This is a genomic window from Saccharothrix xinjiangensis (genome assembly GCF_039527585.1).
Taxonomy (GTDB): domain Bacteria; phylum Actinomycetota; class Actinomycetes; order Mycobacteriales; family Pseudonocardiaceae; genus Actinosynnema; species Actinosynnema xinjiangensis.
On record NZ_BAAAKE010000011.1, the window covers coordinates 180574 to 201032 of the forward strand.

17 protein-coding genes are annotated in these 20459 nt (G+C 75.2%); 7 read left to right on the plus strand and 10 right to left on the minus strand.

Annotated elements, in window-relative coordinates; all coding sequences use genetic code 11:
- Positions 1 to 22: 22 nt before the first annotated feature.
- The 4 genes from nrfD to ABD223_RS23155 all read right to left on the minus strand — a co-directional run bounded on the left by nrfD (position 23) and on the right by ABD223_RS23155 (position 6605).
- Positions 23 to 1135, minus strand: coding sequence for an NrfD/PsrC family molybdoenzyme membrane anchor subunit (gene nrfD, locus ABD223_RS23140; protein WP_380645823.1), 1113 nt, complete (start codon positions 1133 to 1135; stop codon positions 23 to 25).
- Positions 1135 to 2085, minus strand: coding sequence for a 4Fe-4S dicluster domain-containing protein (locus tag ABD223_RS23145; protein WP_380645825.1), 951 nt, complete (start codon positions 2083 to 2085; stop codon positions 1135 to 1137). Before ABD223_RS23145 ends, nrfD begins: the two co-directional genes overlap by 1 nt.
- Positions 2082 to 5357, minus strand: coding sequence for a formate dehydrogenase (fdh, locus tag ABD223_RS23150; protein WP_344038500.1), 3276 nt, complete (start codon positions 5355 to 5357; stop codon positions 2082 to 2084). The genes ABD223_RS23145 and fdh overlap by 4 nt, the downstream gene beginning before the upstream one ends.
- Before the next feature lie 78 nt (positions 5358 to 5435).
- Positions 5436 to 6605 carry an MFS transporter gene (locus tag ABD223_RS23155; protein WP_344038501.1) on the minus strand — a complete coding sequence of 390 codons (1170 nt, stop codon included), beginning with the start codon at positions 6603 to 6605 and terminating at the stop codon, positions 5436 to 5438.
- Between the two features lie 331 nt (positions 6606 to 6936).
- On the opposite strand from ABD223_RS23155, the gene ABD223_RS23160 reads away from it, so the two are divergent.
- Together ABD223_RS23160 and ABD223_RS23165 are read left to right on the plus strand one after the other, a co-directional pair.
- A complete protein-coding gene (locus tag ABD223_RS23160; RefSeq protein ID WP_344038502.1) occupies positions 6937 to 7908 on the plus strand; it encodes a LacI family DNA-binding transcriptional regulator in 972 nt (323 codons plus the stop codon).
- A gap of 109 nt (positions 7909 to 8017) precedes the next feature.
- Positions 8018 to 8686: a hypothetical protein gene (locus ABD223_RS23165; RefSeq protein WP_344038503.1), complete on the plus strand. Its 669-nt coding sequence runs from the start codon at positions 8018 to 8020 to the stop codon at positions 8684 to 8686.
- A 58-nt stretch (positions 8687 to 8744) separates the two neighbouring features.
- Here the strand turns inward: ABD223_RS23165 and ABD223_RS23170 are convergent, their stop codons facing one another.
- Positions 8745 to 10442 carry a M14 family zinc carboxypeptidase gene (locus ABD223_RS23170; protein ID WP_344038504.1) on the minus strand — a complete coding sequence of 566 codons (1698 nt, stop codon included), beginning with the start codon at positions 10440 to 10442 and terminating at the stop codon, positions 8745 to 8747.
- 151 nt (positions 10443 to 10593) lie between these two features.
- Between ABD223_RS23170 and ABD223_RS23175 the strand changes: the two genes are divergently transcribed.
- Both ABD223_RS23175 and ABD223_RS23180 read left to right on the plus strand, forming a co-directional pair.
- Positions 10594 to 11265 carry a MerR family transcriptional regulator gene (locus tag ABD223_RS23175; RefSeq protein ID WP_344038505.1) on the plus strand — a complete coding sequence of 224 codons (672 nt, stop codon included), beginning with the start codon at positions 10594 to 10596 and terminating at the stop codon, positions 11263 to 11265.
- Complete coding sequence (locus tag ABD223_RS23180) at positions 11262 to 13715, plus strand: VIT domain-containing protein (RefSeq protein WP_344038507.1); 2454 nt, start codon at positions 11262 to 11264, stop codon at positions 13713 to 13715. The genes ABD223_RS23175 and ABD223_RS23180 overlap by 4 nt, the downstream gene beginning before the upstream one ends.
- Before the next feature lie 48 nt (positions 13716 to 13763).
- On the opposite strand, the gene ABD223_RS23185 is transcribed toward ABD223_RS23180, so the two are convergent.
- The 4 genes from ABD223_RS23185 to ABD223_RS23200 form a co-directional block, all read right to left on the minus strand.
- Positions 13764 to 14504, minus strand: coding sequence for a thaumatin family protein (locus ABD223_RS23185; protein ID WP_344038508.1), 741 nt, complete (start codon positions 14502 to 14504; stop codon positions 13764 to 13766).
- A gap of 20 nt (positions 14505 to 14524) precedes the next feature.
- Complete coding sequence (locus ABD223_RS23190) at positions 14525 to 15367, minus strand: glycoside hydrolase family protein (RefSeq protein WP_344038509.1); 843 nt, start codon at positions 15365 to 15367, stop codon at positions 14525 to 14527.
- Positions 15368 to 15532: 165 nt separating this feature from the next.
- Positions 15533 to 16447, minus strand: coding sequence for an SAM-dependent methyltransferase (locus ABD223_RS23195; RefSeq protein WP_344038510.1), 915 nt, complete (start codon positions 16445 to 16447; stop codon positions 15533 to 15535).
- A 29-nt stretch (positions 16448 to 16476) separates the two neighbouring features.
- On the minus strand, positions 16477 to 17010 hold the full coding sequence (locus tag ABD223_RS23200) for an EF-hand domain-containing protein (protein WP_344038511.1): 534 nt from the start codon (positions 17008 to 17010) through the stop codon (positions 16477 to 16479).
- 328 nt (positions 17011 to 17338) lie between these two features.
- Here ABD223_RS23200 and ABD223_RS23205 point away from each other — a divergent pair, with 328 nt between their 5' ends.
- Entirely contained in the window at positions 17339 to 17881 is a 543-nt protein-coding gene (locus tag ABD223_RS23205) for a hypothetical protein (protein WP_344038512.1), read from the plus strand.
- 136 nt (positions 17882 to 18017) lie between these two features.
- Entirely contained in the window at positions 18018 to 18836 is an 819-nt protein-coding gene (locus ABD223_RS23210; RefSeq protein WP_344038513.1) for an SDR family oxidoreductase, read from the plus strand.
- 11 nt (positions 18837 to 18847) lie between these two features.
- On the opposite strand, the gene ABD223_RS23215 is transcribed toward ABD223_RS23210, so the two are convergent.
- Complete coding sequence (locus ABD223_RS23215; RefSeq protein ID WP_344038514.1) at positions 18848 to 19672, minus strand: UbiA family prenyltransferase; 825 nt, start codon at positions 19670 to 19672, stop codon at positions 18848 to 18850.
- On the opposite strand from ABD223_RS23215, the gene ABD223_RS23220 reads away from it, so the two are divergent.
- Positions 19637 to 20407, plus strand: coding sequence for a class I SAM-dependent methyltransferase (locus ABD223_RS23220; RefSeq protein WP_344038515.1), 771 nt, complete (start codon positions 19637 to 19639; stop codon positions 20405 to 20407). The two genes, ABD223_RS23215 and ABD223_RS23220, sit on opposite strands and share 36 nt — an antisense overlap.
- Positions 20408 to 20459: the final 52 nt, after the last annotated feature.

Below are 20459 nucleotides of genomic sequence, written 5' to 3' on the forward strand. Positions count from 1 at the left end.
GACCCGCCCTGCCCTGCCCGCCCTACTCGACCCGTCCCATGGCCTCCCGAACCAGGTCCGCGTCCCGCCGCGCCGCCCGTTCCCGCTGCGGCACCACCACGTACCTCGGGTCTTCCGTCGACGCCACCCCGGCCTCGAACACCCCGAACCGCTGCAACGCGCTGCCCGCGAGCAGCGCCAGCCCCGACAGCACGGCCACCGCCCGGCTGCGCCGCCCGCCCAGCGCCGCACCCAGCACGCCACCGGCGGTCAGCAGCTCCGCCCACCGCCGCAGCCGACCCGCCCGACCGGACTCGTAGGTCTCGCGCACCAGTCCCAACCGGGACTCCAGCACCCTCGACGCCACCAGTTCCGCGGTACCGCCCAGCACGGCGAACGCCCGTGCCGGACCGGCCTGCGCCACCGGCGCGCACACCATGCCCAACCCCCCTGACGCGGCCGCCGCCGACCCGGTGAACACGAACGGCAGGTGCGGGTGCGCCTCGTTCCACGCGGGCACGGCCGTCTGGGACAGCAGCACGGCGGTGTAGGACGCCACGGCGGGTGCGAGCGCCGCCGACGAGATGCCCGCCGGTCGCGCCGCCCACCGCAGCAGCCTGCCGAGCCGCCACCGCGCGGGCAGCACCTCGGCTGCCGCCGCCGCGCCGACGCCGGGGCCGTAGGCGACCAGGAACCACGTGCCCACGCTCATCGGCGAGGTCGGCTTGGCGACCCGCAGCATGTGCAGGAACCGCTCCGGCCGCCCCAGGTCCATCACCAGGAACACCAGCCCGGCGCCCAGCGACACCAACGCGCCCAGCCTGCCGGTCCGGCGCAGCGCGGGGCGGTCGGTGAGGTCCGCGCCCACCGCGAGCAGCGTCGAGCCCGCCGACAGCCCGCCCGCGAACAGGTAGGCGGGCACCGGCCACTCCCACGCGGGTCGCTGGAGCACCGGCCGGCCGTAGTAGGAGCGGAACTCCGCGTCCGGCACCACCGACCCGTCGCCCCGCCCACCACCTCGACCGTCGCTCCGCCCACCGCCTCGGCCGTCCCGCCCACCGCCTCGGCCGTCCCGCCCACCGCCTCGACCGTCCCGCCCACCGCCTTGCCCGTCGCCCTGCCCGCCCTGCCCGCCGTCTCGCCCACCCCGCCCCATCAGCGGCCTCCCGCGAACGCGACCACCGCCGCGGCGGCGAACGCCACCGCCGCCAACCCCGCCCGCTTCCACATCGCCGGCAGGTCGCGGGTCGGCACCACCGGGTCCGGCGGCAGCCCGTACACCTCCGGTTCGTCCAGCAGCAGGAAGAACGCCCCGTTGCCGCCCACCCCGTCCTCCGGGTCCGCCCCGTACAGCCGGGCGCCCGCCTCGCCGCGCTCCCGCAGCCGCTCGACCCGCTCGGCGGCCCGCGCGCGCAGCTCGTCCAGCTCGCCGAACTGGATGGAGTCGGTCGGGCACGCCTTGGCGCACGCGGGTTCCTCGCCCACGCGCAGCCGGTCGTAGCAGAGCGTGCACTTCTGCGCCCGCCCGTCGCCCTCGCGGCGCTGGATCACCCCGTAAGGGCAGCCCGACACGCAATAACCGCACCCGTTGCAGATGTCCTGCTGCACCACGACCGTGCCGAACTCGGTGCGGAACAGCGCACCGGTCGGGCAGACGTCCAGGCAGCCCGCGTGCGTGCAGTGCTTGCACACGTCCGAGGCCATCAGCCACCGGAAGTCGGTGCGCGCCTCCGGACCCGTCCGCGTGCCCGGCCGGTCGAACGACGGCATCCCCAGGTCCTGCGCCCCTCGGACCGGTGCGGCGGGCCGCTGCTGCTCGATGAACGCCACGTGCCGCCACGCGTCCGCGCCGAGGTGCCCGGTGTTGTCGAAGGACATGCCGAGCAGGTCGAAGCCCGCGTCCGGCACGTGGTTCCACTCCTTGCACGCCACCTCGCAGGCCTTGCAGCCGATGCACACCGAGGTGTCGGTGAAGAACCCCACGCGCGGCGGGTGGTCGGCCTCGTGGCCCGCCTCGCCCGCCACGTCGGGCAGCGGACCGGACAGCCGGTTCCGGAACAGCTGTTTCCCGGTCGGCAGGTTCCCGGTCGGCAGGTTCTCGGTCACGGGTCCTCCTCGGTGTGCGCCGGACCGGTGGTGCGGACGTGCGTGCCGGTCTCGGCGGTGATCCCGGCCCGCCGCCGGTAGTCCTCCAGGTACCGCAGCAGCGAGGGCCCGCGCGGCCGGCGTCCCCGCCGCACGTCGCAGGTCGCGACCTTGGACTCCTGGATGAACACGTTCGGGTCGACCACCACGCCGAACAGGTCGTTGGGCGAGTCGCCGGTCACCAGGCCGGTGGCGCCCCAGTGGTAGGGCAGCCACACCTGGTGCACCAGGCGGTCGTGCACCGGTAGGGACCGCATCCGGTCGGTGACCACCACGCGCGCCTCCACGGCGGCGCGGCTGGTGATCACGTGCGCCCAGCCCAGGTGCTCCAGCCCGCGTTCCCGGGCCAGCTCGGGCGACACCTCGACGAACAGCTCCGGCTGGAGCTCGGCCAGGTGAGACAGGGTCCGGCTCATGCCGCCCGCCGTGTGGTGCTCGGTGAGCCGGGCCGTGGTCAGCACGTACGGGAACACCTCGCCGCGCGCCTCCGGAGGCGCCGGGTTCGACGGGTTGTCCGGCCGCCCGTAGACCTTGCGCGCCGGGTTGCCCTGCTGGAGGTAGAGCGCGTTGCGCACCGGCGACTCGTGCGGCTCGTAGTGGGTGGGCAGCGGCCCGTCCGACAGGCCGCTGGGCGCGAACAGCCAGCCCTTGCCGTCGGCCTGCATGATGAACGGGTCGTCGCCGCGCAGCGCGTCCGGGCCGACCGCGCCCGGCGGCGGCACGTGGCCCGGGGGTTTGGTGCGCTCGAAGTCCGGCACGTCGTGGCCGGTCCACTCGCCGCGCTCGGCGTCCCACCACACCAGCGCCTTGCGCTCGCTCCACGGCCGCCCCTCAAGGTCGGCGGAGGCGCGGTTGTAGAGCACGCGGCGGTTCATCGGCCACGCCCAGCCCCACTCGGTGGCGTACAGGTCCTGCTCCTGGCCGGGTTTGCGGCGGGCGGCCTGGTTGACGCCGTCGGCGTAGACGCCGCTGTAGATCCAGCAGCCCGCGGCGGTGGTGCCGTCGGCCCTCAACCCGGTGTAGCCGTCGACGAGGCGGCCGGTGGTCAGGTCGACGCCGTTGATCCGGCGCAGCACGTCGTCCGCCTGGGGTTCGTCCCCGACGACCTCGTAGTCCCACCACAGGTCCAGCAGCGGCCGGTCGCGCTCGTCGGTCGAGCCGGCCAGCCGCTCCCTGAGCAGCCGGCCCAGGTGGTAGAAGAACCACAGCTCGGAGCGCTGGTCGCCCCGCGGCTCCACGGCCTTCTCGCGCCACTGGAGCATCCGCTGGGTCTGGGTGAACGTGCCCTCCTTCTCCACGTGCGAGGCGGCGGGGAAGAAGAACACCTCGGTGCGGCACCGCTCCGGCGCGATCTCGCCGGTCTCGACCTCGGGCGAGTCCTTCCAGAAGCTCGCCGACTCGATCATGGTCAGGTCGCGGACCACGAGCCAGTCGAGGTTGGCCATGCCCAGGCGCTGGAGCCTGCCGTGCGCGGAGCCGACCGCCGGGTTCTGGCCGAGCAGGAAGTAGCCGAAGACCTTGCCGTCGACCATGTCCATGACCGTGCGGTACGTGCCGTGGTCGCCGGTGATGCGCGGCAGGTGGTCGAAGCAGTAGTCGTTCTCGGCGGTGGCGTTGTCGCCCCAGTACTCCTTGAGCAGCGAGACGGCGTAGGCGTCGGCGTTGCGCCAGAAGCCCTTCTGGCGGTCGGCGCGGATGGAGTCCACGTAGGACTCCAGGTCGGTGTGCTCGGGCGTCGGCATCGGCAGGTAGCCGGGCAGCAGGTTGAACAGCGTCGGGATGTCGGTGGAGCCCTGGATGCCGGCATGGCCGCGCAGCGCGAACACGCCGCCGCCCGGCCGGCCGATGTTGCCCAGCAGCAGCTGGATGATCGCGCCCGCGCGGATGCACTGGGCGCCCGTGCTGTGCTGGGTCCAGCCGACGCTGTAGACCAGCGCGCCGGTGCGCTCGCGGCCGGAGTTGGCCGTCCACAGGTCGCAGACCGCCCGGAACAGCTCCTCGGACACGCCGCAGACGCGCGCCACGACCTCCGGCGTGTAGCGGCTGAAGTGCCGCTTGAGGACCTGGTAGACGCACCTCGGGTGCCGCAGGGTGGGGTCGGCGGCGATCCGGTCGCTGCCGCCCTCGACCTTCGGCCCGCCGCTGCCGTGCTGGTGGGGCGTCGACGTCTCCTTGGCCGACGCGCCCGCGTGCTGCTCGGCGGACCCCTCCCGGTCGACGGTCTCGTACTGCCACGACGCCGGGTCGTAGGACGCGGTCGCGTCGTCGTAGCCGCTGAACAGCCCGTCCAGGTCCTCGGTGTCCCGGTAGTCCTCGCTGAGCAGGAACGACGCGTTCGTGTAGGCCACCAGGTACTCGCGGAAGTCCGGCTCCTCGGTCAGGACGTGGTTGATCACCCCGCCCAGGAACGCGATGTCGCTGCCCGCGCGCAGCGGCACGTGCAGGTCGGCGTGCGCGCTGGTGCGCGTGAAGCGCGGGTCGACGTGCAGGACCTTCGCGCCGCGCTCCTTGGCCTCCATCACCCACTGGAAGCCCACCGGGTGGGCCTCGGCCATGTTGGAGCCCATGATGACGATGACGTCGGAGTTGATCAGGTCCTGCTGGTAGTCCGTCGCGCCGCCGCGACCGAAGGAGGCTCCCAGACCGGGAACCGTGGCGGAGTGTCAAATGCGCGCCTGGTTCTCGATCTGGAGGGCGCCGAGCGCGGTGAACAGCTTCTTGATCAGGTAGTTCTCTTCGTTGTCCAGGGTGGCGCCGCCGAGGCTCGCGAACCCGAGCGTGCGGCGGACGCGCCTGCCGTCCTCGTCGACGTCCTGCCAGCCCTTGGCGCGGGCGTCCAGGACCCGGTCGACGACCATCTCCAGGGCCCGGTCGAGGTCCAGCTCCTGCCACTCGGCGCCGTAGGGCGGGCGGTAGAGGACCTTCTGCGCGCGTTGCGGCCCGGTGACCAGCTGGGTGCTGGCCGAGCCCTTGGGGCACAGGCGACCGCGCGAGATCGGGCTGTCCGGGTCGCCCTCGACCTGGACCACCCGCTCGTCGGCCACGTAGACCCGCTGGCCGCAGCCCACCGCGCAGTAGGGGCAGACGGACTTGGCGACGCGGTCGGCGTCGGCGGTGCGGGCGCGCAACCCGGCGGAGACCCCGGAACGGGCGGCCTCGCCCCGGCCCAGCGGGTCGGACCCGGTGAGCTGCCGGAACACCGGCCACGACGACAACCACCGCCTGAGGTTCACACCCACCTCCTCACCACGGCCCGGGAACCATGCTGGCACCTCGGGGTGGTGGGCGCACGTCGGCGCGGGCGCGCCGGCTCACCCCGGCCGGGAGGTGGCGGGGCGCAGGACCGGCGTCAGGGCGAGCGCGGGCACCAGCAGCAGCGGCACGACCAGCAGGGCCCGCAGCACGCCGACGTGGTCGCCCAGCAGGCCCACGACCGGGGGGCCGGCCAGGAACGCGGTGTACCCGATGAGCGCCACCACGCTCACCCGCGCCGCCGCCCGCGCCGGGTCGTCCGCGGCGGCGCTCACGCCCACCGGGAAGCCCATCGACGTGCCCAGGCCCCACAGCGCGACCCCGGCCACCGCGACCGCCGGGCCGCCCAGCACCGCCGCCACCACGCCGACGACCGCGAGCAGCATCCCGCCCAGCACCACCGGCACCCGCCCCCAGCGGTCCAGGACGCCGGCGCCGGCCACGCGGCCCAGCGTCATCGCGCCCACGAACACCCCGAACACCGCCGCGCCCGCCGCCGGCCCGAACGCGTGCCCGTCCACGAACGCCACCGCCAGCCAGTCGTTCGCGGTGCCCTCGGTGAGCGCCAGCACCATCACCAGCAGCCCGATCAGCAGCGTGCGCGGCTCCCGCCAGGCCGCCAGGACGCCGCTGCCGCCCGACCTGCCGTCCCGGGACCGGAACGGCCGGGCCGCGACCACCGTGCCGGCCAGCACCACCGCGGCCACGCCCGCCAGGTGCGCGGTGACCGGCACGGCCGCGTGGGCGGCGAGCGCCGCCAACCCCGCCGCGACCACCGTGCCCAGGCTCCACAGGCCGTGGAAGCGCGGCATGATCGCCCGACCCAGCAGCCGTTCCACCTCGGCCGCCTCCACGTTCATCGCCACGTTGCACGTGCCCGTGCCGCAGCCGAGGGCGAACAGTCCGACCGCGGCGCCCGCGACCGACGGCGCCGCGCCCACGGCCGTGCCGGCGACCACCAGGCCGGCCGCGACCACCCCGGTCGACAGCCGGACGGTCCGGCGGGTCCCGAGGCGGTGGGTGACCGCGCCGGCGGTGACCATCGCCAGCACGGAGCCCGCGGACAGGGCCAGCAGCACCAGGCCGAGCGCGCCGGCGCCCAGCCCGAGCGCGTCCCGGGCGGCGGGCACGCGGGCGAACCACGTGGCCACGGCCAGGCCGTTGAGGCCGAAGGTGGCGCCCACGCCGATCACGAGTCGGCGCGGGGGAGCCGGGGTGGTGACGGGCATGGCGCTCCTCTCGGTGGTCAGGGGAACTCCACGCCTGGAAGCGCTTCCACCGCAAGTGGTGGTGTCGGGCCGCCTCGCCCGGCGCCGCCGCTTCCACCGCGAGCGGTGGTCCCGGGCGGGTGCGGCTCGGGGAGCGGCGGGACCATCCCGGTGCCGGTGCCGGTGCCGGTGCTAGAGCCAGGGCCGGTGCCAGGGCCAGGACTGGTGCCAGGGCCGGTGCCGGGGTCGGGACCAGTGCCAGGGCCGGCCTGTGCCGGCCGACCACGGCGAGCACCCCGGCCCCGCCACCTCAAGCCTGGAAGCGCTCCCACGCAGGTGGCACACTGGCCCGGTGGTCCGCAAGGTGGTGCTGGAGGACGTGGCGCGCGTCGCGGGCGTGTCGGCCGCGACGGCGTCCCGCGCGTTGAGCGGTCGCGGCTCCGCGTCACCCGTCACGCGGGCGAGGGTCGCCTCGGTCGCGCGGGAACTCGGCTACGTGCCGAACGCCGCCGCCCGCGCCCTGGCCACCCGGGGCGGTCCGCGGGTCGCGGTCGCCGTCGGCGGTCGGACCGCGCACGTGCTGGCCGACCCCTACGTCGGGCGCGTGGTCGCCGCGGCGGCCGCGGTGGCCGGTGCGCACGAGGCCGGCGTGTCGCTGCACTGGCTGCCGCTGCACGACCCCGGCGAGCTGGCGCGGTTGGGCGAGAACCGGGGCGTCGGCGGCATCGTGGTGGTCAACCCGACCGCGGAGCTGCTGGCGGCCGTGCCGAGGGCGGCGCGCGGCCGGGTCGCGGCGATCGGCGTCGGCACGCGCGACGTGCCCTCGTTCGACGTCGACAACGGCGGCGGCACCGCCGGCGTGGTGGCGCACCTGCTGTCCTCCGGCCGGCGGCGGGTCGCGATGGTCACCGGTGCTACGTGGCTGCCGTGCGTCCGGCGCGCGGTGACCGCCTACGAGCGGGCGGTGGGCGCGGCCGGCTGCCCGGTCAGGCTGGTGCCGGGTGACTTCACCGCGTCCCGGGGCGAGGCGGCGGCGCTGGAGGTCCTGGCCCGCTGGCCGGACACCGACGCGGTCTACGCCCTGGGCGACCTGAGCGCGCTCGGCGCGTTGACGGCCCTGCGGCGGGCGGGCGTGGACGTGCCCGGTGACGTGGCCGTCGCGGGGTTCGACGACCTCGCCGCGGCGTCGCCGAACCGCCTGACCACGAGCACCAACCCGGTCGAGGAGATCGCCGCCGGCGCCGCCGCGGCGGTGCTGGACCGGTACCGCGGCGATCCCCGGCGGCTGTACCCGTCGACGCTGGTGCTGCGCGACAGCGCCTGAGCGTTCCGCGCCCGGGAGCGCGGGCGATCCCCGATACTCGACCCGTTCGGGCACCCGTCCGAACACCTGTCCGAGTCCCCGCCCGAGTCCCCGTCCGGAAGCGAGAACCATGCAGCGCAGCCTCTTGTGGGCGGCAGGCGTCCTCGTCGGCGTCACCGCGGTCCTGCTCGTCGTGCCGATCCGGTTCCTGAACGCGGACCAGTACCAGGCGCTGGCAACGGGGGTGCAGGCGCTGGGCGTCACCGTCGCGCTGGTCTTCGGCGCGGGCACGCTCCTGTCCGACAGCCGGGACCGCAAGGTCGACCGGGCGCTGGGCCTGCACGCCGAGCTGACGACGGGCGACGTGCAGACCGCGCGGGTCCGCCTGCTCCTGCACCTCCAGGGCAGCCGCGCGGACGGGAAGGTCGAGCCGGTGTCGCTGACCCGGCTGCGCACCGACGAGCGGTTCGCCGCCTACACCGACCCGGCGCACGGCAGGCCGCTGCGGGACGCCAACGTGGTGCTGCGGCACTTCGACCGCGTCAACGCGGCGCGGGTCGCCGGCATCGTCGACCTCGGGCTCCTGCACGAGCTGGTCGGCGTGCACGCCCTCTGGTGGGACCGGGCGATCGCGCGCGACGAGGGCGAGATGCTGCGGCGCGGCCTGGCGGAGCTGGCCGACTGGACCGAACGGCACAGCCGCGCGAAGGCGCGGGGCGCGCACTACCTGGAGCACTGGGCGAGGTACCTCGGCCGCGACTTCGCCGCCCCGGCCGAGGACCCCGCCGCGCTCCCGTGACGCGCCGGGCCCTGTGACGCGCCTGGTTCCGTGACGCGTCGCGGGGCCCGGTCGCCGGCTACAGCTCCAGGGTCCACCGGTCGAGGTCGCCCGTGCCCACCCAGATGACGTTGTGCACCCGGAGCTGCCAGGTGCCGGCGCGGGACTCGCGGGACAGGTCGACGGTGAAGGAGCCACCCGGGTCCGGCAGGGTGCTCACGCGCTGGTGCTGGAGGCGGTAGGCCGTGCCGTCCGGGGCGATCAGGTCCAGGGAGATGAGGGAGCCCGAGAGGTTCTTGAAGCGCACCTCGACGCGCGAGGCGGACCGGGCGTTGCCCTCGCAGCCGGCGACGGCCATGGTCACGGTCACCGGCGGGGTGCGGGTGACCACCGGGGTGTCGGTGTCGTCGGTCCTGGCGCACGGGGTCGGCGGTTCGGGGACCGGCGCGTAGGGGTTCGCGGCGTGGCGCGCCGAGTGCAGCAGCATGGGCAGCGCCTTCGGCCAGAAGAACCCGTCCTGGCAGGAGTGCGCGGGGAAGAACCCACCGCACGCCTGCTCCGGCGGAGAGCCCAGCTCCCACACGAAGGAGGCGACGCCGAGGTCGTCGTAGACCCAGTCGTCGGTGGTGCCCGACGCGGCGTAGAGCACCTGGCCGGACTGACCGTACTGCCAGCCGGGGCCCGCCATGTCCGCGAGTTCCTGGGCGAGGTCCCGCAGCGCCGCGTCGTTGCCGGTGCGCCGGTCGACCGCGCCGCCGCTCCAGGGGAACAGCACGTAGTTGCCGTAGCTGTGCAGGGACAGCACCAGGCCCGTGGTGTCGGTGGGCGCGGGCTGGGCGGGGTCGGCCGCGCGGCGGTCGCGGTACAGGGAGCGCCACAGCGCCTCCAGCGCCCGGGTCTCCGGCTCCGACTCGGGCCCGGTTCCCCGGAAGGTCTGGTCGCACTGCCGCTCGGAGGCGTTCTGGAGGCCCCAGTTGGAGCCGGTGTTGCGGTTGAGGTCGACCCCGTGGTGGCTGTGGGACGCCGTGCCGCAGGTGGTGCCCTGGTGGTCGGTGTCGTTGCCGTTCTTGCGGTGGGGAACCGGGGAGTCGCCGCCCCGCTGGACGTCGTCGACGCCGTCGGGGTTGGCGATGGGGACGACCCAGAACTCGGTGGTGTCGAGGAGGGCGGCGACCTCCGGGTCGGCGCCGGCGGTGAGGTGGTCGATCCAGCGCCAGGCGATCTCGCCGGTGGTCAGCTCGCGGGCGTGGAGCTGGCCCATCACGAAGAAGCGCGGTTTGGGCGCGTCGGGGCTCAGGGCGCAGTCGCCGGGGCGCTTGCGGGTGATGCAGATGGCGCGCAGGTCGTGCCCGCCCCGGCCCTGCGTCTTCAGCCAGGAGTCGCCGTAGTCGACGACGGTGGCCAGGTCGGGGTGGTCGCGGGCGACCTGGTCCAGGTGCCGCTGGTGGGCGCCGGCGGTGCGGTACCCGCCGTGGAAGGTGTCGGCGGTGGCCTCGAACCGCTCGGGCGGCTCGGGCAGCACCTGGTCGACGGCGGCGTCGAACCCGGCCCGTTCGAGCGCGGCGCCCGTGGTCGAGTCGCCCAGCACGAAGAGGCTGTCGCCCTCGCGGTGCTCCATCACGTCGAAGCCCCGGGTGAACAGGCCCTGCTCGGCGCCGAGCGGGGCGCGCACCTCGTAGAGGTAGGCCCGGTCGTCGGGGCTCGCCGTCGTCGGGCCGGTCGCGGTGAGCAGGGCGCCGGCGCACAGCACGGCGATCGCTGATCGCTTGCGGTTCATCGAGTCCTTCCTCGACAGGGGAGGTGGCGGTGGCGATCACCCTTCCAGCGATCTTCGGCGCGGGAGCTGTCGATCACGACAGGAAGGTGAAGAGTGCCTGTAAGTACTCATGTGACAGTGTCAGGTTGACAGTGTCAGGTAGGGTGGTGGGGTGGGCGACGAGGAGCTGTGGACGATCGGGCAGCTGCCGGACCGGGTCGCCGCGCTGCTGGCCGACAACTACGGCGGTCAGCGCAGCGGCCGGGTGCGGGAGCTGCCGAACGGCCGTGCCATCCGGTGGTACACGACCATCGGGCTGGTGGACCGGCCGGTGGCGAACCGGGGGCGCGCCGCGCTGTACGGGCGGCGGCACCTGCTCCAGGTCGTCGCGGTGAAGAAGCTCCAGGCGGCCGGGCACGCGCTCGCCGAGATCCAGGCGATGACGGTCGGCGCGTCCGACCGGAGGCTGGCCGAACTGGCGGGTGTGCCGGGGGCGGACGGGGCCGGGGGACCGGACCGGGTGACGGGGGGTGCGCCGGAACCCGCGCGGAGCCGGGAGTTCTGGCGCGAACGGCCCGAGGTCCCGCCTGCCCCTGCCGCTGGTCTTGGTCTTGCCGCTGGTCTTGGTCTTGCGCCTGCTGGCGACAGGCCCGTTGCTGCCGAGCCCGCCGCGAAGGTCTCGCCCGCGTTGGGCCTCGCGGACGGCGTGACCCTCGTGCTCCACCGCGCCGACCGCGCCCCCACCCCCGCCGAACTCGCCGCGATCGAAGCCGCCGCGGCGCCACTGCTCGACCTGCTCGCCCGCACGGGTCTGGCCCCGACCACTGGAGAGGACAAGGGATGACCACCCGCATCGGAGTCGTCGAAGTCACCGGGGACCGCCGGCCCACCGAGGACGACGGCCTCGGCTGCCTGCGCACCGAGCGCGGCAACCTCCCGCTGGAGGCCGTGGACGTGCACGCGGCCATCACCGGCCTCGCCTCGCTGACCACCGTCACCCAGGTCTTCCACAACCCGCACGACGAACCGCTCGAAGCCACCTACGTCTTCCCGCTGCCCGCCCGCGCGGCCGTGACCGCGCTGCGCGTGGAGGCCGACGGCCGCGTGGTGGAGGGCGTGCTCAAGGAGCGCGGCGAGGCCAGGGCCGACTACGACCAGGCCGTGTCCGAGGGCAAGCGCGCCGCCATCGCCGAGGAGGAGCGGCCAGGCGTGTTCACCACGCGCGTCGGCAACATCGTCCCCGGTGAGCGGGTCACCGTGCGGCTCACCCTGGCCGGCGTGCTCGCCTACGAGGACGACGCCGCCGAGTACCGCCTCCCGCTGGTCGTCGCGCCCCGCTACGTCCCGGGCACGCCGCTGCCCGGCGGCCAGGTCGGCGACGGCGTGGTCCCGGACACCGACGCGGTGCCGGACGCCTCCCGGATCAGCCCGCCGGTGCTGCTGCCGGGCTTCCCGAACCCGGTCCGCCTGTCCCTGGTGGTGGACGTGGACCCGGCGGGCCTGCCGCGCGCCGAGCCGTCGGCCAGCCTGCACGCGACCGTCACCGAGGAGACCGCCACCGGGTACCGGGTCCGCGTCGAGCCGGGCGCGCGGGTGGACCGGGACTTCCTGCTGCGCCTGCGGTTCGCCGACGCGGGCGCGGTCCGCACGTCGCTGGCGGTGCGCCCGGACGAGGGCGGTCGGGGTGGCACGTTCGCGCTGACCGTGCTGCCGCCCGCGGGCACGGGGCCGGCGAAGGGCCGGGACGTGGTGCTCGTGCTGGACCGGTCGGGCTCCATGCACGGCTGGAAGGTGGTCGCGGCGCGCCGGGCCGCGAGCCGCGTGGTCGACTCGCTCGGCTCGGGCGACCGGTTCGCCGTGCTGGCGTTCGACAACCACCTGGACAGCCCGACCACCCTGCCGGACGGCCTGGTCGAGGCGACCGACCGCAACCGCTTCCGCGCGGTGGAGTTCCTGGCGGGCCTGGACGCGCGGGGCGGCACCGAGATGCTCGCACCGCTGCGGCGGGCGGCGGAGCTGCTCGGCGGCGCGGGCGAGCGGGAGCGCGTGCTGGTCCTGGTGACCGACGGGCAGGTGGGCGACGAGGACCGGTTGCTGCGCGAGGTCGCGACCGGCCTGGCGGGCGTGCGCGTGCACACCGTGGGCATCGACCGCGCGGTCAACGCGGCGTTCCTCCAGCGGCTCGCCGGCGGCGCCGGCCGCTGCGAGCTGGTGGAGTCCGAGGACCGGTTGGACGAGGCCATGAGGCAGATCCACCACCGCATCGGCGCGCCCGTGCTGACCGGCCTGGACGTGCGGCCCGCGGGGCTGGCCGTGGAGGACGGGTCGCTGGCGCCGGCGCCGCTGCCGGACCTGTTCCCCGGCGCGCCGGTCGTGGTCACCGGCCGGTACGCGGGCGAGCCGACCGGCGCGGTGGAGGTCACCGGCTCGGGCGGTTGGCGGCAGCGGGTGCCCGCCGCCGCGAGCGACAACGCCGGCCTGGCCGCCCTGTGGGCCAGGGCGCGGGTGCGCGACCTGGAGGACCGGTACGTGGTGGGCGGGGGCGACCGGGGCGAGCTGGAGCGGCGGATCGTGGAGACGTCGCTGCGCTTCGGCGTGCTGTCCCGGTTCACCGCGTTCGTGGCGGTGGACGAGCGGGTGGTCAACGAGGGCGGTCGGGTGCGGCGGGTGACGCAGCCGGTCGAGCTGCCCGACGGCTGGGCCGCGCCGGACGCCGGCTTCGCCCCGGCGGCGGGTGGTTTCGGGGCGCCGGCCGGGATGCCGGTGGCCGCCTTCGCCGCCGCGCCCGCCCCGATGTCCGCCCGGTTGCAGGACATGCCGCGCAAGCGCGCGGGCCGGGCCCCGGCGGGACCGCCGCCGCCCGCTCCCAGGCCCGGCGCGCCCAAGCTCGCCGCGCCCGAGTTCGGTGTGCCCGAGTCTGGTGTGCCCCGGTCCGCTGTGCCGAGGCCGGTCGCACCGGCGCCCGCTGCACCGGGTTCGGCCGCCCCGGACCCGACCACCCCGGACGTGGCCGCGTTCCTCATCGACGTGCTGGCGAAGCTGCGCGGCGCGGACGACTCGCGCGGGCACGCACTCCTGCTGACCCGCCTGCACGAGGCGATCACCCGCCACCTGCCCGCGTGGCAGGCGGCCGGCGCGCCCGCCGAGCTGACCGGGGCGCTGACCGGCCTGACCGCCGAGCTGGCCGTCCCGACCACCGACCGGGCGGAGGTCGAACGCCGCCTGCGGCTCGCGGTCAAGACCCTGGAGGGGCTGGTCGAGCCACGCCGGCGCAAGCCGTTCTGGAAGCGGTGACCCCTGCGGACCCGGGGTGGGAGGCGTCGCCCGCCTCCCACCCCGGCGTCAGGCCACCGGGTGGAACGTGACGGTGAACCCGGTGCACCGGCGGCACTGCCGGACGACCTGGTTGCCCGGTTCGGTGTCGTGCCGGGACCACGCGTAGGCCTTGGGGCAGCGGGAGGACAGGGCGTTGCTGTAGGCGGTCCGCGCGTCGCGGTTCGGGTTGGTGCACAGCATCGGCCTGCCGTCCGCCCAGCGGGTCAGGTTCTCCGGCGGGCAGTGCGGCAGCAGGTCCTCCGGGCAGCCCACGGCGGTGCACTCGGCGGAGCCCGGAGGGGTCACGCCGTCGCGCGCCTCGATGGTGATCGGCAGCGAGAACGCGTTGACGTAGCTGACGTTGTACCAGGGCGCGAGCCAGTCCCCGCGGTCGAAGTTGAACTCCGCCAGGCTCGCCGGCCGCTCCCCGGTGGTGCAGCGGTCCGACAGCGGGCCGCAGTCGCCGACCCGGCAGCGGAACGTGCTGCCGGACGCGCCGGTGCAGTCCTGGCGGGCGAAGAACGTGCCGCGCCAGTGGTTCGGGGCGCTCGACTCCGGGATGGTGATGGTGGCCGACTGGCCGTTGTGCAGGGTGGGCAGGCCGGTCAGGGGACGGGAGCCGTCGGCGTTGACGGTGCTGCCGACCCACACGGGCCGACCGGACCGGTTGACGAAGGTGACGGTGTGGTCGGCCGCGGCGGCGACCGGCGGTGTGACGACGGCGAGGGCGGCGACCACGGTGATCACCGCGCACAGGAACCTGCGCATCGCTCCTCCTCCGGGCGGGGTCAGGGCACGGACCGGTAGGCCACGCCGGTGGTGTTGGGCGTGGTCCCGTCGTAGAGGCCGGTCGGGCTGGTGCGCGTGGACAGCGAGAACCACGCGAACCGCTCGACGTGGGGCAGGCCGTTGAGCATGGCGCTGGAGCGGCGCACGAAATCCGACTGCCGGGCCTGGTCGGGGTACCTGGGCTGCGGGCCGGTGAAGTCGATCAGCCCGTACTCGGTCAACCAGATCGGTTTGCGGTACCGGTCGTGGACCGCCTGGACGTAGCTCTGGAGGTGCCCCGTGGCGGCGGTCGAGAAATCGCTGCCGTACCAGTGCAACGGGATGAAGTCGACCCGGTAGCCGCGCGCGGCGGCCCCGCTCATGAACCGGTCGAGCCAGCCGCCCGCCCGGTCGCCGCCGAACGCGACGGCGGGCGCGCCGAGCCTCATGCCGGTGGCCTGGAGCCGGGGCCACAGGGAGAGCGCCTGCTCGACCGACATGTTCGCCTGCCCGGCCATGTCGGGCTCGTTGAAGCCGAGCAGGGTGGTGCCCGACGAGCGGGCCCGGTTCAGCTGGGCGTCGGTGACCGCGCCCGCGCCCCAGATCATCGGCACGAACTCGACCCCGGCGGGGGTGGTGACGCCCTGGGTGTCGGACGCCCAGGTGTAGTACCAACCGGCCCGCACGTCGGCGAGCGCGGCGGCGACACCGGGGTGGTTGTTGACGCTCACGCCCTTCTTCGTCGCGGCGGCCGGTGCGGTGGTCGTCGCGGCCGGTGCGGTGGCCGCCGCGGCCGGTCCGGTGAGCAGGCCCGCGGCGGTGAGCGCCGCCAGGGCGAGGGTGAGCAGTCGTGGGCCTCGCATGCGCCTCGTTCCTCCATGATCGTGCCGACCGGCGGGAACCACGTGCGCGGCGACGGACGTGAGAGCGCTCTCATCAGCATGGAGGTGGTCTGGACCGGTGTCAATGGGCCGGGCGGGGCACCCGCCCGCTCCCGCCCGGCCCCTGTGTCTCTCCGGCTACCCCGACTACCCCGGCCGCTCCGACTCCTGCGGCCCCCGCGACTCCCGCGGTTTCTCGGCGAACACCCAGCGGTTGTCGTCGAGCGGGTCGTTCGCCTCCCGCCGGAGCCTGAAACCGTGCCGGGTGGTGAACTCGAACGGCACGCGGGTCGTGGTGGACCAGCCGCGCCCGGTGAGGTCGGCCGCCGAGTCGGGGCGGGGACCGGCGTCGAACAGGGAGATCAGGTCCACGCCGATCCTGGTCCTCGTCCCGGTGTAGAGCGGGTGGTGGACGATGTTCGGCGCAGTCGGGCGCTGCTTGGTCTCGTAGACCAGGGCGCCGGCGGGGGCCGAGAGCCGGTCGACGGCGTCCACGAGCCGCCGTTCGGCGGTGGGCGTCAGGTACATGACCAGGCCCTCCGCCAGCCAGGCCGTCGGCAGCCCCGGGGCGAAGCCGGCGGCGGCCAGCGCCGGGGACCAGTCGTGGCCCAGGTCCACGGCGACCGGGACGCGGGTGGCGCGGTGGCTCGCGCCCAGGTCGTCGAGCACCCGCTGCTTGAACGCCAGCACCGGTTCGCGGTCGAGTTCGAAGACCGTGACGCCGGCGGGCCAGTCCAGGCGCAGCGCCCGCGAGTCCAGCCCCGCGCCGAACAGCACGACCTGGCGCGTGCCCGCGTGCGCCGACCCCAGCAGGAAGTCGTCGAACACCCTGGTGCGCAGGCCGAAGTAGCGGGCCAACCTGCCCCACAGCGGGTCGTCGTCGGTCACCTGGTCGGGGCGCACCGGCCAGTCGGCCGAGGCGCGCGCCGCCCGCACGAAGTGCTCGGCGTACTCGTCCCGGGCCAGGGAGTCGGCGCGGTGGGTCTCGATGGCGCGGGCCGCGGCGACCATCAACGCGGTCCGGCCGACCCCGGCGTCGATCCCGCCCTCGGTGGTGGGCACGTGGTTCGCTCCTCCTGCCGTCGGGGCGTTCAGCCGGCGTCGCCGCCGACCAGGAGGTCGCCGGAGATCCCGGCCTTGTCGGGCCGGTAGTAGTCCTTGATGGCCTCGACCCACGTGCGCACCTCGACCTCGTCCGCCGCCGAGGGGCCGAACGCGTCGAACAGCGCGTTGGTGTTCGCCGGGTCGAAGCCGATCGCGGTCATCAGGGCGGTGAACAGCGGGCGCTCGATCCGGCCGTCGCCGTCGGGGTCGCCCAGCGCGGCCAGGGACTCCGCGAACTCCTCGACGGTGTCGCCGAACCGCTCCGGCGACAACGTGCACGCCTCGAACTCCTCGACGGAGATCGAGCCGTCGCGGTCGACGTCCAGCTCGGCTTCCAGGGTCTCCCAGTAGTGGCGGAAAGCGGCGATCATCCTCTCGCGCGCCGCGTCGTCGGAGCCGGTGGCCACCGCGTCGACGCGGTCGGCCATCGCCTCGAAGTCGGCGGCCTCGACCCGGCCGTTGCCGTTGACGTCGAAGAGCGAGAAGACGAGCCTGATCCGGGCCTGCGCTTCCGTGTGCACGCGGGTGGGTCCTTCCATCGGGTGGGTCGTGGGAAGTGGGCCACTGTGCCACGCCCCGGTCGTGTGACCACTCGGGTGATCGATACGGCACGGGGCTGCGCAGCGCAGCGTCGCCAGGCCTCCCTCCTTGGTGGCGGTCCGGCCTCTGTCGGGAATCGCCTGATCGGTCTCGGAGCACCCGTGCGTGGGCGGCTGTTCCCGCGAACGTGGACTTGTCCGCCCGAACAGGTGGTCTTGTTGCGCTGTGCGGGCGGTACCCGGAGCAACCGGCGTGGTCCGGTGGTGGTCCGCGGTTCACCGGGTAGTGGGGTGGTGCTTGGATCCCGGCATGGGCGATGCGGAGCAGATGTGGATCACCGTCGTGCCGGCGCTGGAGGACGACGACACCGATGAGGAGGACCAGGCCGAGTTGGTCGTGCTGGCGATCGACCCGAGCCCGGACGACCCGGCCCAGCAGGTGCTGGACGTCCTCATGGACCGCGGCCACGAGGGCGAGGAGGGCGTGTTCTACCTGCTCCCGTTCGACCTGGGCGTGCGCTACGAGCGCGACGGCGACCGGCTGGCCGTGCTGCTGCTGACCACCCCCGGCTTACTGGACGACACGGTGTCCGCGAGGGGTGGGGAACTGGTCGCCGCCACCGCGTCCCTGCGCGCCGCGCCGCTGGTGGAGGACGGGGTGCTCCTGCTGCGCCGGGAGGTGGTGACCGACTTCGACCCCGCCACCGAGGACGGCGACGAACAGCCCCTGGTCCTGCTGTTCCAGGACGGGCCCGCGTGGGAGGCCGACCTGTTCTCGGCGTTCGACGCGGGCGAGGGCTCGCTCGGCGTCATCGGCCCCTGGGGCAGCGACGCGACCGAGGGGGAGGACTGACGCGGTCCGCGCGGACCGGCGCCGCTCCCGGCCACGACCACCGGCGCGGCGTTCGCCACGGCCCGCGACCTGCGACGGGAACCGCCTCGGCGCGCAACGGCCCGTGTGCTTCCGGCCGGACCGGGTACTCGGGACCATGCGCTCACTCCACGACAGGGTCGTGCTCGTCACCGGCGGTTCGGCCGGCATCGGGCGGGTGACGGCGCGGCGGTTGGCCGCCCGCGGGGCTCGCGTCGTGATCTGCGGACGCGACCGGGACCGGCTCGACGCCGCGGTCGCCGGGGCGCCCGGGATGCTGCCCGTCCGGTGCGACGTGACCGACGCCGACGACCGCGAACGCCTGGTGCGCACCGCGGTGGAGCGCTGGGGCCGGGTCGACGCGGTGGTCAACAACGCGGGGCGCGGCGCGGTCGGCAGGCTGGTCGACCTGGACGCCGCGACCGTCGCCGACCTCGTCGCCGTCAACTTCACCGCGGTCGCGGAGGTGACGCGCCTCGTCCTGCCGCACCTGGCGGACCGGGGCGGCGACGTGGTGATGATCTCCTCGGTGGGCGCTTGGGCCCCGGTGCCGCCGCTGTCGCTGTACTCGGCGACGAAAGCCGGGGTGAACGGGCTTTCGGCGGCGCTGCGCCGCGAGGTGCCGCGCGGGGTGCGCGTGCACGTGCTGTGCCCGGCGCCGATGCGCACCGAGTGGCTGGCCCGCGACCAGCAGGGACGTCCCAGCGAGACCGAGGCGCCCGGCAAGGTGTCGTTCGGCGCGGCCCCGGAGCGGGTCGCCGCCGCGGTGGAGCGGTGCCTGACCGGCCGGTGGTCGCGCACCGCCGCGGTGCCGCGCTGGTGGGGCGTCACGCGGTTGGCCGCCGTGCCGCCGGTGAGCCGCGTCCTGGACGCGGTGCTGACGCCGGTCGCGCCGTCGCTGGCGCGCGCGGTCGCCGGGTACGGGAAGCGCCTGTGACGGTCCGCGCGTCACACCACGACGGCACCGGTGGCGATCAGCAGGACCACGTCGATCACGGCGACCACCAGCAGGGCGTTGAACGCCGCCCGCGAGCCGGGGCGGCGGGCGCGCAGCCGGCCGACCACGAGGACAGCGACGGACAGCGGCAGGGCCACCAGCCCGGCGAGCGAGACCGGTCCGGGCGGGCCGAGGACCAGGATCGCCGAGGTGACCAGCACCAGCACCGAGGCCAGGACGGCGCTCGCGCCCGCGCCCAGGCGGTGCGGCAGGCCGCGCACCCCGGTGGCGAGGTCGTCGTCGATGTCGGGGATGGCGTTCGCGAAGTGGGCGGCGCTGCCCAGCACCGACCCGGCGGCCACGAGCCACACCGGCGGCCAGGGGTGGCCCGGCGCGCCGAGCACCACGAAGGCGGGCAGCAGCCCGAAGGACGCGGCGTAGGGGGCCACCGAGAACGCGGTGCCCTTCACGCCCAGGTCGTAGGCCCAGGCGGAGAGGAGCGCGACCACGTGCGCCGCACCGGCGACGAACCCGGACAGCAGCGACAGCACGACGGCCAGGGGCATCGCGACCCCGGCGGCGACGGCGACCGCCGTCCTGCTGATCGCGCCGGTGGCCACCGGCTTGTCACCCCGGTTCGACGCGGCGTCGCGCCGGGCGTCGAGGGCGTCGTTGAGCCACCCGACCGACAGCTGGCCGACCAGCACGGCCGTGGTGACCGCGACGACGCCCCACCCGTCGCGGCCGGTGGTGACGGCCAGCGCGGCGGCCACCGCGGTGACGGCGAGGGCGGGCAGGGGGTGGCACGCACGGATCAGGGCCGGGACGCTCAGCACGGGACACCACTCTGCCGGCCCGGCGAACTTCCGCTGAACGACTGGCGGCTCTACGAGGTGCTGGCCGACGAGTGGTGGCGGCCGCGGGGCGCGTTCGCGATGCTGCACTGGCTCGCCGCGGCCCGCGCCGAACTCGTGCCGCCCGCCGCCCGGCCCGGCGCGGTGCTGGTCGACCTCGGCTGCGGCGCGGGCCTGCTCGCGCCGCACCTCCGCGGCAAGGGCTACCGGCACGTCGGCGTGGACGTCTCGCCCTCGTCGCTCGGCCAGGCGCGCGAGCACGGCGTCGAGGCGGTGCGGGGCGACGTCCTCGCCGTGCCCCTGGCGGACGGCGTCGCCGACGTGGTGGTGGCGGGTGAGGTGCTGGAACACGTGCCGGACCTGCCGACGGCCGTCGCGGAGGCGTGCCGCGTGCTGCGACCGGGCGGCCTGCTGGTGCTGGACTCGCTGGCCGCGACCGCCGCGTGCCGGCTGGTGGCCATCGGCGTGGCCGAACGCGTGCCGGGCCTGGCCCCGCGCGGGGTGCACGACCCCGCCCTGCTGGTCGACCGCTCCTCATTGGTGCGCGAGTGCGCACGTCACGGTGTCCGGCTCGCGCTGCGGGGTATCCGGCCCTCGGTGACCGGGCTGCTGGCCTGGCTGACCGGTCGGACCGACGACGTGGCGATGGTGCCCACCCGCACGACAGCGGTGCTGTTCCAGGGCCGCGGCACCAAGACCCGCGGTGAGAGAGGTTGAGCTTGAACGCTCCTGCGCACTACGGGACGACCCGAACGACCGGCGGCACGAC